The following is a 15,477-nucleotide window of genomic DNA, read 5'->3' on the forward strand; positions in this document are numbered from 1 at the left end:
CGGGCGCCGACTCGGCCTCGCAGGTGGGGATGGCCCCGGGGTGGAGTTCCAACAGATCACCCTCGCCCACTCAGCCCCGAAGACGCGGGGATGGCCCCTACGCTATGCATCGGTACGGAGCCGGCTGGCCCTCAGCCCCACCCCGGTGGGGATGGCCCCTCCTTCATGGCCTCCGCAGCCATCTCGGAGTCATCGGCCCCGCGCACCCGCGGGGATCCTCACCGTCCGCCGTTCCGGGCCCGGCGCCGGTAGCGGTCGAGCCTGGCGCAGCAGTCCGCGGAAGTGGTGGCGGTGACCGGGCGCAGCCTGTGGCACAGCGGACAGCCGATCGACCGGGCGCCCGCGGTGGTGCCGCAGGAGATCCCGCCCGAGGTGGCCGTCGCCGTGGTCCGGCGGCTGGAGCGGGCCGGTCTGCGGGCGCCGACCGGCCGCACCCGGGGCGAGCGGTCCGCGCCCGGCGGCGCGCCGCTCGGCGAGCAGCACGGGCGGGACGCCGCGCAGCGGGGCGGGGCGGACGGCGCCCACGTGGAGTGCGCGGTCGCCGAATTGTGGGTCGTTTTCCGCCTGGACCGGGAGCCGTGCGGAAGCCGTTGGGGGAACAGGGCGGCAGCCGGGCCAATCCGGTGCGCGGACGGACTCCGAACGGGAGGCAGAAGCCCGAGGCCGGGCCGCGCCGCACCACCCGGAGGAGCACCGATGACCGTCGCCGTCGCCCTGTTCACCCAGGACCTGAGACTGCACGACAATCCGGTGCTGCACACCGCCGCCCGGACCGCCGACCAGGTCGTGCCGCTGTTCGTACTGGACCCGGACGTGGCCGCGGTGGGCTTCGCCGCCCCGAACCGGCAGGCGTTCCTCGCCGACTGCCTCACCGACCTGGACGGCTCGCTGCGCCGGATCGGATCACGACTGGTCCTGCGCCACGGCGACCCGGCCGAACATACGGCCCGCGTCGCCACCGAGACCGGCGCCGACACCGTGCACGTGGCCGCCGGCGTCAGCGCGTTCGCCCGCCGCCGGGAGACCCGGCTGCGCCGGTTGCTGGGCGGACGGCTGCACGTCCACGACGCGGTGCTCACCGTCCTGCCACCGGGCCAGATCACCCCGGTCGGACGCGACCACTACACGGTCTTCACGCCCTACCACCGAGCCTGGGAACAGGCCCCGCGCCGCACCGTCCACGGGCCGCCCCAACACCTGCAGACCCCCGACGGCATCGCCGGCACCCAGCCGCCCACCGCCCGCCCGCACTCACCCGCCCTGCCACCCGGCGGCGAGCGCGCAGCCCGCGAGCAGTGGCGGCGCTGGGACATCGACGACTACGCCGACCTGCACAACGACCTCGCCGCAGACGCCACCTCCCGACTCTCCCCCTACCTCCACTTCGGCTGCCTGTCCGCCGGCGAACTGACCGCCCGGGCCCTCAAGCACGGCGGCCAGGGCGCCGCGGCCTTCGTCCGGCAACTCGCCTGGCGGGACTTCCACCACCAGCTGCTCGCCGCCCGCCCGCAGGCCGCCCACCGGGACCACCGCTCCCGCGACGGCCACTGGCACCGCGACGAACGCGAGGCCGAGGACTGGCGCAACGGCCGCACCGGCTACCCGATCGTCGACGCGGGCATGCGCCAGCTCCAACACGAGGGATGGATGCACAACCGGGCCCGGCTGATCACCGCGAGCTTCCTCACCAAGACCCTGCACCACGACTGGCGCGAAGGCGCCGCACACTTCCTGCGCCTGCTCGTCGACGGCGACCTGGCCAACAACCAGCTGAACTGGCAGTGGGTGGCCGGCACCGGCACCGACACCCGGCCCAACCGGGTGCTCAACCCGCTCCGCCAGGCCGACCGCTACGACCCCGACGGCACCTACGTCCGCCGCTGGGTACCCGAACTCGCCCACCTGCCCGGCACGCTGGTCCACCGACCCTGGCTGCTCGCCCCCGACTACCCGGCACCACTGGTCGCACCCGAGAACCTCACCGCCAGACTCCGCACCGCCCGAGCCCTCGCCTGACCGGGAGGCCGCCATGCCCGCACCACCCACCAATCCGGCCACCGGCGCCACCGGCCACACCGGCGGCCGCCCGGCGCCCGGACTCCTCGCCGCCGGCCACCGAGCGTGCTGCCCGGCCGGCGTCCCCACCGACCGACGGAGGAACCGAGGATGAACAGCACCCTGCTCAGGGCCGTGGGCGCCGCGACGGCGGCGTACGGCGCGGCCGTCGTCGTCCGCCCGGCCCTGCTGGCCCGGCCGTCCGGGTTGACCGGCGCCGACGGCACCGTGCCCCGGTCCGTGGCGGCCTGCCTGCGCCCGCTCGGCCTGCGGGACGCCGCCTGCGGCCTGGCGATGGCGTGCGCGCCCGACGACCGGGCCCTGCGTACCGCCACCCTGCTGCGGATCGCCGCCGACTTCGGCGACGCCGCGCTGCTCACCGGCACCCTGCCGGGACGTCGCCACCGGGCGATGGCCCTGACCGTGTCGGCCGGCTGGGGCCTGCTCTCGGTGGCCGGCCTGCTCGGCTCCGGAGGCGGGGGGTGAGCGGGGGCCGGGCCGATCCCGGACGGGCCGCCAATCCGCTGCGGCGGGGACTCCGAATGGGTGATGCAATCCCGCGTGCGGCCGCCGAGCGGCCCCCGTCAGAGAGGCCCGGCGTGACGATACCCCGACCCCAGCAGGTCGGCTCCGACCCGCGGATGCCCGCCCCGCGCGGCAGCACCGGCCCCCGGCGCACCGTCGCGGTGGTCGGCGCCGGCGTGGCCGGACTGACCGCCGCGTACGAGCTCAGCCGGGCCGACGCCCGAGTGGTGCTGTTCGAGGCGGAGGACCGGCTGGGCGGCCACGCGCACACCCGGTCGGTGTCCGGCGCCGACGGCCGCCAACTCGCCCTGGACACCGGCTTCCTGGTGCACAACGAGCGGACCTACCCCCAGCTCGTCCGGCTGTTCCGGGAGCTGGGGGTGCGCACCCGGGACAGCGAGATGAGCATGTCCGTGCACTGCGACGGCTGCGGGCTGGAGTACGCGGGAGCGCGCGGCCCGGCGGGGCTGCTGGCGCAGCCGTCCGCCCTCCTGCGCGGCCGCTACCTGGCGATGCTGGCGGAGGTGCCCCGGTTCCACCGGCGGGCCCGGGCGCTGCTCGCGGACCCCGGCGCGGGCGATCCCGGCCTGCGGGAGTTCCTCGCCCGGGAGGGGTTCGGCCGCTACTTCGTGGGCCACTACATGACGCCGGTGGTTGCTGCGGTCTGGTCCTGCGCGCCGGACCTGGCGGGCGACTACCCGGCCCGGTACCTGTTCGCCTTCCTGGCCAACCACGGCATGCTCTCGGTCACCGGCTCGCCGACCTGGAAGACCGTGGTCGGCGGATCGCGCACCTATGTGGACCGGATCGCCGAGCGGCTGCCCGAGGTGCGCCGCGGCGCACCGGTCCGCGCGGTCCGGCGCCACCCGGACGGGGTGACGGTGGAGACCGCGGACCACCGGCCCACCGAGGTCGATGCGGTGGTCGTCGCCACCCACGCCGACCAGGCGCTCGCCCTGTTGGCCGATCCGAGCACGGCCGAGCGCGAGGTCCTCGGGGCCTTCCGGTACTCCCGCAACCCCACGGTCCTGCACCGCGACGCCTCGCTGCTGCCGCGCGCGGCGCGGGCCCGCGGCTCCTGGAACTACCGGATGCCGACCTGCCACGGCCCGGCCGACCGGGTCCGGGTCACCTACCACCTCAACCGGCTGCTGCGCCTGGACACCCCGGAGGAGTACCTGGTCACGTTGAACGAGGACCGCGACACCCCGATCCCGTCCGAGGCGGTGGTCTCGCGCACCGTCTACGAGCATCCCGTCTACACCGCGGCGACGGTCGCGGCGCAGCGGCGGCTGCCCGAACTGACCACCGGACGAACCGCGTTCGCCGGCGCCTACCACGGCTGGGGCTTCCACGAGGACGGCTGCCGCTCGGGCGTGCGGGCCGCCCACGCCCTGCTCCGGGTCGGTGCGCCGTGACCGCCCCGCAGGCCCCGGCGCGCACCGTGCGCACCCTGCCCGGCCCCTGGGGTGCCGTGCTCTACCCGTACACGACCACCCACGTGCGCACCGCGCCGTTCCGGAACGCCTTCCGGCACCGGGGCTACCTGTGGCTGGTCGACCTCGACCGGATGCCCCCGGTGCCCCGCTGGCTGCGGCCGCTCGCCGGCTTCCGCGCCCGGGACCACGGCCCCGACGTCCGGGAGACGGGGGAGACGATCCGCCAGGAGCTCCATCGCCACCTCGCCGGGCACGGCGTCGACCTGACCGGCGCCTCGGTGTTGATGCTCACCCAGGCCCGGGTGCTCGGGCACGTCTTCAACCCGTTGACCGTGTACTGGTGCCGGGACGCCGCCGGGCGCCCGCTGTGCACCGTCGCGGAGGTGCACAACACCTACGGCGGCCGCCACCGCTACCTGCTGCGGCCCGACCGGGCGGGCACCGCCGAGGCCCGCAAGGAGTTCTACGTGTCCCCGTTCCTCCCGGTGGCGGGACGCTACCGGATGCGGCTGCCGGAGCCGGGCGATCGGCTCGACCTGACGGTCCGCCTGGAACTCGACGGCGCCCCGCCGTTCACCGCCACCGTCCGGGGCCGGGCCCGCCCCGCCGGCCCCGCCGCACTGCTGCGCACCGCGCTCGGCCACCCGCTGGCCACGCTCGCGGTCAGCGCCCACATCCGCTACCGGGGCATCGGGCTGTGGCTGCGCCGCCTGCCCGTCCACCCGCGAGCCGGCACGTACGCCGGGCCGCGCCGCCCGTGCGGCTGCCCGTTCCCGTCCGACACCCCGCACGAGGAGTCCGCCGCATGACCGTCCGGCTCGACCTCACCGCTCCGCCGACGCCCGCCGTCGACCCGACCCGCTGGCCGGGCGTCGCCCGTGTGCCGGAGGGCCGGCTCCGGGCCGCCGTCGCGGAGCGGCTGCTGTACCGGGCGGCCGCACGGTTCGGCGTCCTGGTCGAGCGCCCGGACCGCCCGGCGCGGCCGCCCGGCCCGGCGGCCGTCCCGGTGCTGACCCTGAACCGGCCCGCGGACTTCTTCCGGCGGGTCGGGGCGGGCGGCCTGATCGGCTTCGGCGAGGCCTACCAGGCGGGCGACTGGGACAGCCCCGACCTGGTCGCGCTGCTCACCGCGCTGGCCGCCGCTCCGGAGCGACTGGTCCCGGCCGGCACGGCGTGGCTGCGCCGCTTCGCCGCCCGCCGGACACCGCGTGGCGAACTGCCCACCGCCGAGAACGCCCGGCGCAACATCCACCGGCACTACGACCTGTCGAACGAACTCTTCGCCCTCTTCCTCGACCCGACCCTGTCCTACTCCTCGGCCGTCTTCCCCGTCCGTGCCGACGGCTCGCCGGCGGCGACCCGGGACGGCCTCGTCGCGGCGCAGCACCGCAAGATCGACCGGCTGCTCGATCTCGCCGGGGTCGGACCCGGCACCCGGGTGCTGGAGATCGGCACCGGCTGGGGCGAGCTGGCGCTGCGCGCCGCCGCCCGCGGCGCGCAGGTCGTCACCCTCACCCTCTCCGCCGAGCAACTGGCCCTCGCCCGCCGCCGGATCGCCGACGCGGGGTTCGCCGACCGGGTCGACGTCCGGCTGTGCGACTACCGCGCCGCGGAGGGGCGGTACGACGCCGTGGTCAGCGTGGAGATGATCGAGGCGGTGGGCCGTCCGTTCTGGCCCGCCTACTTCGCGACCCTGGACCGGGTGCTCGCCCCCGGTGGACGGGTCGCGCTCCAGGCCATCACCATGCCGCACGAACGGATGCTCGCCAGCACCGGCACGCAGACCTGGATCCTCGAGTACATCTTCCCCGGCGGCCGGATCCCCTCGCTGCGGGCCGTGCGGGAGAGTGCCGAGCGGCACGGCGGCCTGCGCGTGGCGGACACCCGGGCGTACGGCGCGCACTACGCCGAGACGCTGCGGCTGTGGCGAGAACGCTTCACCGAGCGGGCGGAGGAGGTGGCGGCGCTCGGCTTCGACGAGGTCTTCCGGCGGACGTGGGAGCTGTACCTCGCCTACTCCGAGGCGGGCTTCCGCACCGGCTACCTCGACGTCCGGCAGCTCCTGCTGGTCCGCGGGGAGGCGGGCGGGCCGGTGACCGCCGCCGGCCGCCACCCGGAGGGCGCGTGAACACGGCCGCCTTCCTGCTCAACCTGGCCGCCACCGCCGCCGTGGCGCTCGCCGTGCTGCTGGCGGCGTTCGCGGTGGGCGTCCGCGCCGGGCGCCACCGCGTCGTGGACATCGCCTGGGGGCAGGCCTTCGCGGCCGTCGCGCTGACCGGCTACGGCCTGTCCGCCGGCCACGGCGATCCGGCCCGCCGACTGCTGGCCACCGTCCTGGTGACCGTCTGGGGGCTGCGGCTCGCCGCGCACATCCGGTGGCGCTCCCGGGGCGCCGACGAGGACCCCCGGTACGCCCGGATGCTCTCCCGGGTCCCGCCGGGCCCGGCCCGGACCCGGTACGCACTGCGGAAGGTCTACCTGCTGCAGGCCGGCCTGGTCTGGTTCGTCTCGCTGCCCGTCCAGTTCACCCAGTACCTGCCGGACCGGCTCGGACCGCTGGACCTGGTGGGCACCGCCGTGTGGTGCGTCGGGCTCTTCTTCGAGGGCGTCGGCGACTGGCAGCTCGGCCGCTTCAAGGCCGACCCGGCCAACCGCGGCAAAGTGATGGACCGGGGCCTGTGGCGCTGGACCCGGCACCCCAACTACTTCGGCGACGCCTGCGTCTGGTGGGGCCTGTACCTGCTCGCCGCCCACCGGCCGGCGGCCCTGCTGCTCCTGCCCTGTCCGCTGCTGATGACCTGGCTGCTGGCGTTCGGCAGCGGGAAGCCCCTGCTGGAGCGGCAGATGGCCGCCCAGCAGCGGCCCGGCTGGGCCGAGTACACCGCCCGCACCAGCCCGTTCTTCCCGCTCCCGCCCCGGCGGCGGTGACCGGGCCCGGCTCCGACATGGCATCCGCACCCATCTCGGTGTCATCGGCCCCGCTCACCCGCGGGGATCCTCACCGCCCGCCGTTCCGCCCCTGGCGCCGGTAGTGGTCGAGGACGTCCTGGCGCAGCAGGGCGCCGAAGCCGGCGCCCTCCAGGCGCAGGCCGAGCTGGGCCTCCGTGATGCCGAGCGACCCGGCCGCCGCCCCCAGGTGCCAGTCGTGGGCGGCGAGCCGGTCCAGCAGGTGGCCGCGTCGGACCTGGCTCTCCGACAGGCGGAAGGTCTTCAGGTACACCACCCGCCCGGCCTCGTCGGTGATCGCCTCCCCGATGTGGTTCTCCTGCTTGGGCCGGAACTCCGGCAGGAAACGGGCGAGGGTGAACCGGTCGAGCCGCCGCACCACGTTCCGCCGGTACTCGACGTCCAGCAGACCGCCGGCCATCGTGCCGTCGTGGAAGGCGGCCCAGGCGTGCTCCTCCCGGTCGACGGCCGCGCGCAGGGCGGCGAGGGAGTCGATCGGACCGGCCGCGCGCAGGTCGGCGCGGAAGTCGGCGACGGGGGCGGACAGCAGGCCGTAGTGGTGGATCAGTTCGCCGTAGAGGTCGAGCAGCAGCGTCCGGTGCAGGGCCCGGTAGTCGTCGGGGTGCGGGACGACGAACGCGCCGGCGAGGGCGTCGGCGACGTACACCAGCAGGCCGCACTGGCCGGGGTGGAGCTCGAACACCCGCAGCGCGTCGGCCAGTCCGCGGACCTGGTCGCCGCCGTACGCCTCCTCGGCGCGCGGGGACAGGCCGTGGCGAAGGGCCCGCGCGGACCACTGTTCCCAGGCGACGGCCGGGCCGCCGAAGTGCAGCGCGAGGTAGCCCTCCAGGGCGAGGTGCAGGGGGAGGAAGCGCAGGCGGGTGCGGCCGGCGCGCTTGGCGAGCCGGCGCGGCACCTGCACCCGGACGCGCTCGGGCGCCTCCCGGGCGTCGGACGGGTCGAGCCGGGTGCCGTACGCGGCGGCCGGGGTGCCGTCCCGGGTCCAGTCGGCGACGAAGCCGTGCGGGAGGTAGGCGAGGTAGCCGGTGTGCCGTCCGACGGGGACGACGGCGTACTCGTCCTCGTACAGCTCCTGGTGGAGGCGGAGGTCGGCGACCGGCTCCTCGCGGACCAGCGGGACCAGCCGGACCCCGCCCCACACCTGGGCGGGCCGGGTCCGCAGGCCGGTCAGGTCGAGCCGGAACCCGGGGGCGAAGCCGCTCATCCTCGGTCCTCCCGTACGGGGCCCGCGGTCGCCAGGAACCGTTCCGTGCGGGCGGCCAGGTGCGCCGTCAGCTCGGCGAGGTCGGTGCGGCCCTCCGCGAACCGGGCGAACTCCACCAGCGCGGGCAGGTCCTCGGCGTCGCGCAGCCCGGCGGTGGGCACCGTCGGGGCGAGTCGGCGCACGTCGAAGCCCTCCGCGTCGTAGACCGGGTTGAGGTGCACGATGCTGGTCCGCCGCTCCGGGTCCAGCCGGGTGCGCCAGACCCGCAGTACCTCGGCGGCGAGCCCGGGCGGGGCGTTGTCCCAGCCGTCGGAGATGATCAGCAGCCGCTCCGGCGCAAGGCCGGTCCCGCCCCCGCCCCCGCCATCACCACCGCCGTCGAGCGCGTCGAGGATCCGGCGGCCGAGCGGGGTCGGGCCGGACGGGTGGGCGAGCAGCGCGTCGGCGCGGCCGGAGGTCCAGAGCGCGGTGTACTCGCCGGCCAGCACCGCCAGCAGGTGGTGACAGGCGAGGGCGGCGGCGAGCGGGCGGCGGCGCTTCACGCCGGAGCCGTACGCGGAGTGGCTGTCGTCGAGGACGGCGGTGACCCGGCCCCAGCTGCCCTCCTCGGCCCCGGCCGCGCGGACGGCCCGCCGCGCCGCACCGTGCAGCGCCGACGTCAGCTCCGCGCGCCGGGCGACCCGGTCGGCGGGCGGCAGGGCGAGGACGTAGGAGGCGAGCCGGGTGAGCGGCATCCGGGCGAGGTCGACGGCGACGGCGGTGGCCGCGGCGGTGCCGTGGCCGCGCGCGGACTCCTGGAGGCGCAGCCGTTCCAGGGCGGTCAGCCGGGGCGCGATGCGGGTGAGGAAGGTGTCGCGCGGGATGCCGTGCCGGTGCGCGAAGCCCTCCGCCACGGTGTACGGCAGCTCGTAGAGGGCGCCCTGTTCGTGGTGGGCGCGGCGCCAGGCGTCGAGCAGCGGTGCCCGGTAGCGGGGGTGGCGGCGCGGGGCGAACAGGAAGTCGCCGGTCTCGGTCTCGACGGGTCGCAGGTGGGCGTGGCGCAGGGCCCGCTTGAGGCCGGGCCGGTACTTGACCGCGTCGAGCGACTGGTCGGGGCGGGCGGCGAGCCAGTCGCGCAGGATCGCGCGGGTGCGGCGGTTGTTGACCTTGGCGCGCCGCAGCTCGCCGATCAGCCGGTAGACCCGCTGCGGCGGCAGCAGGGCCAGCCGGCGGGCGATCAGCCGGCCCTCGGTGTCCCGCTGCTCGGCGGTGGCCTCGCGGGCGGTCTCCAGCAGGCGGCGGACGATCAGGACGGCGTTGTGGTCGTTGATGTCCAGCGCGAGCGCGGCGGCGTACGGGCTGCGGTAGTTGACGCACATGTACTCGTGCAGGAAGTCGAGCGAGAACCGCTGCTCGGCCGCCCCGCCGTGGAACTCGCGCTGGCCGGTGCCGGTGATCGCGGCGTTGACGAAGAGCAGCACGTCCTCGGCGGCGATCAGGTCGCCGTACGTCTCCACTGGCTCGCCGCCCCCACTCCGTCGTGTGTTCCCTCGTGATGCTTCGGACGGCCGGCCGGGGAATGGGGGCACGAACTGCGAATCAGTGCTGTAGAGGCGCGTTCCGGAAGTCGCACCGGAGTCCCGCGGCCGGCCGGACGACGACCCTAACAGAGGCGCCTCACCACCCCGCCGGCATTTTCGCGCGCGGCCGTCAGGACCAGGGGAGTGCGGCCCGGGTGCGCCAGTACTCCTCGGCCGGCTCGGCGAGCGGGGCGAGTGCGGCCAGCTGCTCCGCGTCGAGGGCGAGGCCGACGGCGGCCAGGTTGGTGGTGAGCTGGCCGGTGGTGGCGGCGCCGGAGAGCACCACGTCGGCCCAGGGCATGGCCGCCGCGGCGGCGAGCGCGAGGGCGTCGCAGGTCGTGCCGGTGCGGGCGGCGAGGGTGCGCAGGGCGGCGGTGTCGGGGCCGGTGGCGTTGCGGTCGGCGAGCCGGCCGTTGGCCATGCCCTCCTTGACGACGACCAGCCAGCCGGCCGCGTGGGCCTCGGCGAGGGCGGGTCCGGCGGACGGCTCCAGCAGGTTCCAGGTGGACTGCGCGGCGGCGAACAGGGGGCGGCCGTCCACCGTCACCTCCAGCGCCGCGCGCACCGTCGCGGCCTGCGCCGGACCGCTGGTGGACAGGCCGATCCGCACGCCCTCCGCGGCCAGCGCGGCGAGTCGGGCGTGCAGTTCGGGGTCGGTGAGCGCGGGGCTGTCGGGGGTGACGGAGTGCACCAGGTAGACGTCCAGCCGGTCGCCCAGCAGCGCCCGGGTCTCCTTGATCTGACGGTCGAACACCGCCGTGGAGTGTTCCTTGACCTCGTGCGCGGACACGCCGGAGGCCTGCCAGCCGGCGGTGTAGGTGTAGCCCCACTTGCTGCCGACGGTCACCTCGGCGGCGGCCTGCGGGTGGGCGTCCAGCCACTCGCCGAGGAACTCCTCGGCGCGCCCGTAGGAGCGGGCGGCGTCGAAGTACCGCACCCCGGCGGCGTGGGCGGCGTCGAGCAGGGCGTGGGTGCGCTGCCGCAGGGCCTCGACGGTGCGCTCGGCGGGGAGGTCGAGCTCGCGGCCGAGGGTGATGTACCCGGGGCGTCCGACGGCGGCGGTGCCGAACCCGAACCGCGCGATTGACGGTCCGGCGGATCCGGGGTGGGCGCTCGGCATGACGGAACTCCTTCGGGGGCGGGACGGCTGGGCCCGTCGCACCTTACCCGCCGTACGTCGCCACACCCCTCCCGATCCGCACCCCTCCCGACCTGCACCGACCCCGATCCTCGGCCCGTCGGCCGCCCGTCAGCCGTCCGTCGGCCGGCCCCGGTGTGAGGTGGCCTATCCTGCCGGGAGCGTTCGGATGATCATCACAGGAGGCGGGGCCATGACCTACCGGATCGAGCGGATCGGCCTGGCGGACTGGGAGCGCCTGCGCGAGGTCCGCCTCGCCCAGCTGCTCGACACGCCGATGGCCTTCCTGGAGACCTACGAGACCGCGCTCGCGCACGGCGAGGAGGAGTGGCAGGCCCGGGTCCGGCGGGTGAACGAGCCGGGCAGCGTCGGGCTGGTCGCCGTCACCGGCGCGGGGGAGTGGGTCGGGACGATGATCTCCTTCACCCCCGAACCCGGCGCGGCCCTGCTGGTCGGCGTCTGGGTGCACCCGGAGCACCGCGGCGGCGCGCGCGGGGTGACGGACGCCCTGCTGGACGCCGTCGTCGGCTGGGCCCGCGACGAGGCCGGGGCCGAGCGCCTGCTGCTCATGGTGCACGAGGAGAACGCCCGCGCGGCCGCCTTCTACCAGCGCCGCGGCTTCGAGTTCACCGGCGCCACCAAGCCCTACGCCCTGGACCCGACCGCCAGCGAGCGGGAGATGTCCCTCCCGCTCCACTGACGGCCCGGACGGCCCCGACGGCCCCGACGACCCCGACGACCCTCACGAGGCGATCCAGGCGCCGGTCAGCGCCTGGACGGCCGAGCCGTCGGGGTCGGCCAGCTTCACACCGGTGAAGGCCCGCGCGGCGTCCGACGTGAGCACCCGGAAGGCGGGTCGCTCGGCCGTCAGCAGTTCGACGATCCGGGCGGCGACGTCCTCCGCCGCCTGCGCGTTGGCGAACGCGCCGCGGGTGCGCTCCAGGTAGGCGGCGAGCGCGGGGGCGTACGGCCCGGCCTGCGCCATCGCGTCCTCGGTGACGCCCACGTTGGCGACGAACTCGCTTGCCACCGCGCCGGGTTCGACCACGCTGACGGACACCCCGGCGGAGGCCGCGACCGGGGCGAGGGACTCCATGAAGCCCTCGACGGCGAACTTGGCGGCGCAGTAGGCCTCGTTGAACGGCTGGCCGATCACGCCGCCCACGCTGGTGACGGTCAGCAGCCGGCCCCGGCTCGCCCGCAGCAGCGGCAGGGCGGCCTTGCTGACGTGCAGGACGCCGAAGAAGTTGACCTCCAGGACGGCCCGGACCTCCTCGACGTCCTCCTGCTCCAGCGTGCCGAGGTGCCCGGCGCCGGCGTTGTTGACCAGCGCGTCCAGCCGGTCGAGCCCGGCGAAGCAGGCGGCGACCGAGGCCGGGTCGGTCACGTCCAGAGGCCGGACGTCGACGGAGACGCCCGCCTCCGCCGCCGCGGCCAGCAGCGGGCCCGCCTTGGCGGTGTTCCGCATGGTGGCGATCACCTGCCAGCCGTCGCGCGCGGCGGCGACGGCGGTGGCCAGGCCGATGCCGGAGGAGGTGCCGGTGATCAGGACGGTCTTGGTGGTGCTCATGGTGGGGCCTCCCGGACGCAGATGCTTATGGAACATAACCACTATCGACCATAACTATGTTCCGGGATAATTCAAGCTGTCAAGCAACTCGGGGTATGCTGGCGCCATGTCCAACCCGCCGGATGAGCTCAGCCGGGAGATCGTCGGTCTCTTCGCGGCCGTCAACCGCCGCTACGCCCAGGAGTCCGAGGCGGCCGCCGCCGCGCACGACCTCACCCCGCTCCAGGCCAAGGCCCTGCTCGCGGCCGAGGGCCCGGTCCCGACCCGCCGGATCGCCGACCGCCTGCACGCCGAGCCGTCCAACGTGACCGTGATCATCGACCGCCTGGAGTCCCGCGGCCTGGTCGAACGCGGCCCGGACCCGGCCGACCGCCGGGTCAAGCGCGTCGCCGCCACCGAGGCGGGCCGCACCGTCGCCGCCGACCTGCGCACCCGGATGCCCTTCGCCGCCGACCCGCTGGCCTCCCTCGACACCCCCCAGCGCGAGTCCCTGCGCGACCTCCTCCGGCTCCTCCTGGAGGACTGACCCCCCTGGCCGCGCGCGGTCGGGCCGGTATCGGCGTCAGGCCGGTAGGAGGGTGTCCCCCGCCACGAGGGTCTCCCACTGCTCCCGGGTCGGGCCGTCGTGGCCGGGGGTGAAGTCCGGGTGGGCGGCCAGCCAGCGGGTGACGGCGGCGTCCACCTCCTCGGTGGCGTAGGCCTCGGCGGCCGGCTGGAGGAGGTGGCGCACCCGGGCGCGGGCCCGCATGACGACGGGGTCGTCGAAGGCGCAGGCGGCGAGCGCGGCGGCCCGCCGGTCGGGGACCGGGGCGGCGCCGGTGAGGCGCTGCTCGTTGCCGGCGTCCGCCGTCACCTGGGCGTCGTACCAGGGGCGGAGGTGCTCGGCGGTCCAGGAGTGGTAGGCGGCGGGGTCGGCGGCTATCCTCTCGACGTGGGTGGCGAGGTGCTGGGCGGCGCGCAGACCGAGGGCCACGCCGTGGCCGAGGGTCGGGTTGGTGTGGATGAGGCTGTCCCCGGTGTTGACCAGGCCGGTGACGACCGGTCCGGCCGCGTCGACGAGCGAGGTCCAGCGGTTGTCCAGGCCGGCCATCGCCAGGACGGGCGACCGCGGTTCGGGGTCCAGGGCGAGCCAGGCGGCGGTGGCGGGGAAGCGGCGGGCCGCGGCCTCGAACACGGCGGGGTCGGTGAGCGCGCCGCGGGTCGGATCGGCGGTGGACAGCATCAGGTTGACGGCGAAGGTGTCGTTGTCGGACGGGAAGACGCCGGCGAGCGCGAAGGCCGCGGCCGAGCCGGTCTGCACCCGCCCGGGGTCGCGCGGGCCGTCGGCGCGCAGGCGGTACCAGCGGCACAGGTAGGCGATCCCGGTCCGCTGGTTGTCGACCACGGGCGGGCGGCAGCCGGCCGCGACCAGCCAGGCGGGGACCGCCGAGCGGCGTCCGGACGCGTCGACGACGAGGTCCGCTGCGCCCGTGCCGTCCGCGCTGCCCCCGGCGCCCCCGCCCACCCGCACGCCGGTGACCCGGGGCGGGTTGCCCTCTGCGACGGTCCCGAAGGCCAGGCCCGTCACCCGGCACCCCCGCCGCACCTCGACGGTGGGCTCCCGCCGTACCGCCGCCGTCAGGGCGGCCTCCAGCACGATGCGGCGGGTGCGCAGGGTCACCAGCTCCTCGTCGCCGTCGCGGTGCGGCGGGTGCTCCGGGAACCAGTCGAAGTCGTGGTACTCCCGTGCCCCGCGTGCCAGCAGGTCCGCGTGGACGTCGGGGGCCTCGGCGCGCAGCACGGTGCGCACGGGGGCGAGGAACGAGTGGGGCTGGACGGCCTGCGGGGTCCGGGGCCGGTGCCAGCGGTGGAAGTCCCGGTCGAGGTCCTCGCCGGCCTGCCGCGGATCCTGTTCGAACACGGTGACCGCATGGCCCCGCCGTCCGAGCATGAGGGCCGTTCCCAGCCCGCTGATACCCCCGCCGATCACCGCAACCCGCGCCAATGGACTCCCTCTCGCGTCGTGTTGCGGAGCGAGCCTACTCCATGGTGATCTTCGAACCGCACCCGGCGTCCGCCGCCGGTTCACCCTCCCGACCTCGGCGGATGAACCGCAGCAGCTGCTCGTTGACCTCCTCGGGGCGCTCCAGGTTCAGTCCGTGGCCGGCGCCGCGGACGAGCTCCGCCCGGACGTCGGGGATCAGCGCGGTGACCCGCTCCAGCACCCGGCGCGGGCGCAGCAGGGCGCTGCGGGCGCCCACCAGGACGAGGACGGGCAGCCCGATCGAGCGCAGCTCCTCGTCGCTGAACTGCCGGGCCGGCGGACGGGTGTTGGGCCGGTGGGAGCGCATGCCGAGCATCAGCGGGGCGAGCATCTCGGGCGGCGAGCCGAGCGCGGGATTGGCGAGCAGCCGTCCCAGGGCGGGGCGGAACCGCCGGGGGGCGAGCATCCCGAACAGGCCGCCGATCAGGTGCGCGTAGAACCGCGCGGGGACCTTGTCGAGCCCGCCCGGGTCCAGCGGCGCGATCGAGGCGAGCCGCTCGGGCGCGTGGATCGCCAGGGCGAGGGCCAGCCAGCCGCCGTAGGAGGCGCCGACCAGGTGGACCCGGGCCAGTCCGAGGCCGGCCAGGACCTCGCCGAGCCAGGCCGCGTTCTCCGCGGAACCGGTCGCGACGGCGCGCTGAACGCTACGCCCGGGGTCGTCCAGGGTGTCGATCGCGTAGACGGGGTGGTGTGCGCCCAGGGCGGCGATCTGCGGGTACCAGTTGGACGCGTGCCCGGCGTGGCCGTGCAGCAGCACGATCGGCTCGCCGGTGGTGGGGCCGAAGTGGTGGACGTGGACGGTGCCGTAGGCGGTCTCGACGTCGAGTTCGCGCCGGGGTGACGGCCACAGCTCCATGGCGCGGTCGTACGCCTCCAGGTACTTCGTCCGGGCTTCCTCGCTGACGAAGTGTCCGATGCTCGTCCTGGTCATGGTCATCCCTCCGGGGGTGGCATTGCGCGGCACGAAACAGCAGGACTTGATGGTATGTATGTACCA

The 15,477-nt window shown here is 75.7% G+C and carries 14 protein-coding genes; 8 read left to right on the forward strand and 6 right to left on the reverse strand.

All coding sequences use genetic code 11. The annotated features are described in order from the left end of the window. Positions 1–696: 696 nt before the first annotated feature. The 6 genes from AB0N76_RS09705 (at position 697) to AB0N76_RS09730 (ending at position 6,947) form a co-directional block, all read left to right on the forward strand. A complete protein-coding gene (locus AB0N76_RS09705) occupies positions 697–2,016 on the forward strand; it encodes a deoxyribodipyrimidine photo-lyase (protein WP_363555019.1) in 1,320 nt (439 codons plus the stop codon). A 150-nt stretch (positions 2,017–2,166) separates the two neighbouring features. Continuing rightward, a complete protein-coding gene (locus AB0N76_RS09710) occupies positions 2,167–2,541 on the forward strand; it encodes a hypothetical protein (protein WP_363555021.1) in 375 nt (124 codons plus the stop codon). Between the two features lie 155 nt (positions 2,542–2,696). Beyond that, complete coding sequence (locus AB0N76_RS09715; protein WP_363555134.1) at positions 2,697–3,998, forward strand: FAD-dependent oxidoreductase; 1,302 nt, start codon at positions 2,697–2,699, stop codon at positions 3,996–3,998. A gap of 35 nt (positions 3,999–4,033) precedes the next feature. Then, positions 4,034–4,828 (forward strand): DUF1365 domain-containing protein, encoded by a 795-nt coding sequence (locus AB0N76_RS09720; RefSeq protein WP_363555136.1) that lies wholly within the window; start codon positions 4,034–4,036, stop codon positions 4,826–4,828. After that, complete coding sequence (locus AB0N76_RS09725) at positions 4,825–6,147, forward strand: class I SAM-dependent methyltransferase (RefSeq protein WP_363555023.1); 1,323 nt, start codon at positions 4,825–4,827, stop codon at positions 6,145–6,147. The genes AB0N76_RS09720 and AB0N76_RS09725 overlap by 4 nt, the downstream gene beginning before the upstream one ends. Continuing rightward, entirely contained in the window at positions 6,144–6,947 is an 804-nt protein-coding gene (locus AB0N76_RS09730; protein ID WP_363555025.1) for a DUF1295 domain-containing protein, read from the forward strand. The genes AB0N76_RS09725 and AB0N76_RS09730 overlap by 4 nt, the downstream gene beginning before the upstream one ends. A gap of 70 nt (positions 6,948–7,017) precedes the next feature. On the opposite strand, the gene AB0N76_RS09735 is transcribed toward AB0N76_RS09730, so the two are convergent. From AB0N76_RS09735 to AB0N76_RS09745, 3 genes are all read right to left on the reverse strand, one after another. Next, complete coding sequence (locus tag AB0N76_RS09735) at positions 7,018–8,190, reverse strand: hypothetical protein (protein ID WP_363555026.1); 1,173 nt, start codon at positions 8,188–8,190, stop codon at positions 7,018–7,020. Further along, positions 8,187–9,686 carry a hypothetical protein gene (locus AB0N76_RS09740; protein WP_363555028.1) on the reverse strand — a complete coding sequence of 500 codons (1,500 nt, stop codon included), beginning with the start codon at positions 9,684–9,686 and terminating at the stop codon, positions 8,187–8,189. Before AB0N76_RS09740 ends, AB0N76_RS09735 begins: the two co-directional genes overlap by 4 nt. Before the next feature lie 193 nt (positions 9,687–9,879). Continuing rightward, on the reverse strand, positions 9,880–10,869 hold the full coding sequence (locus AB0N76_RS09745) for an aldo/keto reductase (RefSeq protein ID WP_363555030.1): 990 nt from the start codon (positions 10,867–10,869) through the stop codon (positions 9,880–9,882). Between the two features lie 187 nt (positions 10,870–11,056). Between AB0N76_RS09745 and AB0N76_RS09750 the strand changes: the two genes are divergently transcribed. Next, positions 11,057–11,587, forward strand: coding sequence for an N-acetyltransferase (locus AB0N76_RS09750; RefSeq protein ID WP_363555032.1), 531 nt, complete (start codon positions 11,057–11,059; stop codon positions 11,585–11,587). 42 nt (positions 11,588–11,629) lie between these two features. On the opposite strand, the gene AB0N76_RS09755 is transcribed toward AB0N76_RS09750, so the two are convergent. Further along, positions 11,630–12,457 carry an SDR family oxidoreductase gene (locus tag AB0N76_RS09755; protein WP_363555034.1) on the reverse strand — a complete coding sequence of 276 codons (828 nt, stop codon included), beginning with the start codon at positions 12,455–12,457 and terminating at the stop codon, positions 11,630–11,632. Between the two features lie 106 nt (positions 12,458–12,563). Here AB0N76_RS09755 and AB0N76_RS09760 point away from each other — a divergent pair, with 106 nt between their 5' ends. After that, positions 12,564–12,983, forward strand: a complete 420-nt coding sequence (locus tag AB0N76_RS09760; RefSeq protein ID WP_363555036.1) for a MarR family transcriptional regulator — start codon at positions 12,564–12,566, stop codon at positions 12,981–12,983. A 36-nt stretch (positions 12,984–13,019) separates the two neighbouring features. Here AB0N76_RS09760 and AB0N76_RS09765 read toward each other — a convergent pair whose 3' ends face one another. Next, positions 13,020–14,441 carry an NAD(P)-binding protein gene (locus AB0N76_RS09765; RefSeq protein ID WP_363555038.1) on the reverse strand — a complete coding sequence of 474 codons (1,422 nt, stop codon included), beginning with the start codon at positions 14,439–14,441 and terminating at the stop codon, positions 13,020–13,022. 34 nt (positions 14,442–14,475) lie between these two features. Next, entirely contained in the window at positions 14,476–15,411 is a 936-nt protein-coding gene (locus AB0N76_RS09770) for an alpha/beta fold hydrolase (protein WP_363555040.1), read from the reverse strand. Positions 15,412–15,477: the final 66 nt, after the last annotated feature.

This window comes from Kitasatospora sp. NPDC093806, from assembly GCF_040683335.1.
GTDB lineage: Bacteria > Actinomycetota > Actinomycetes > Streptomycetales > Streptomycetaceae > Kitasatospora.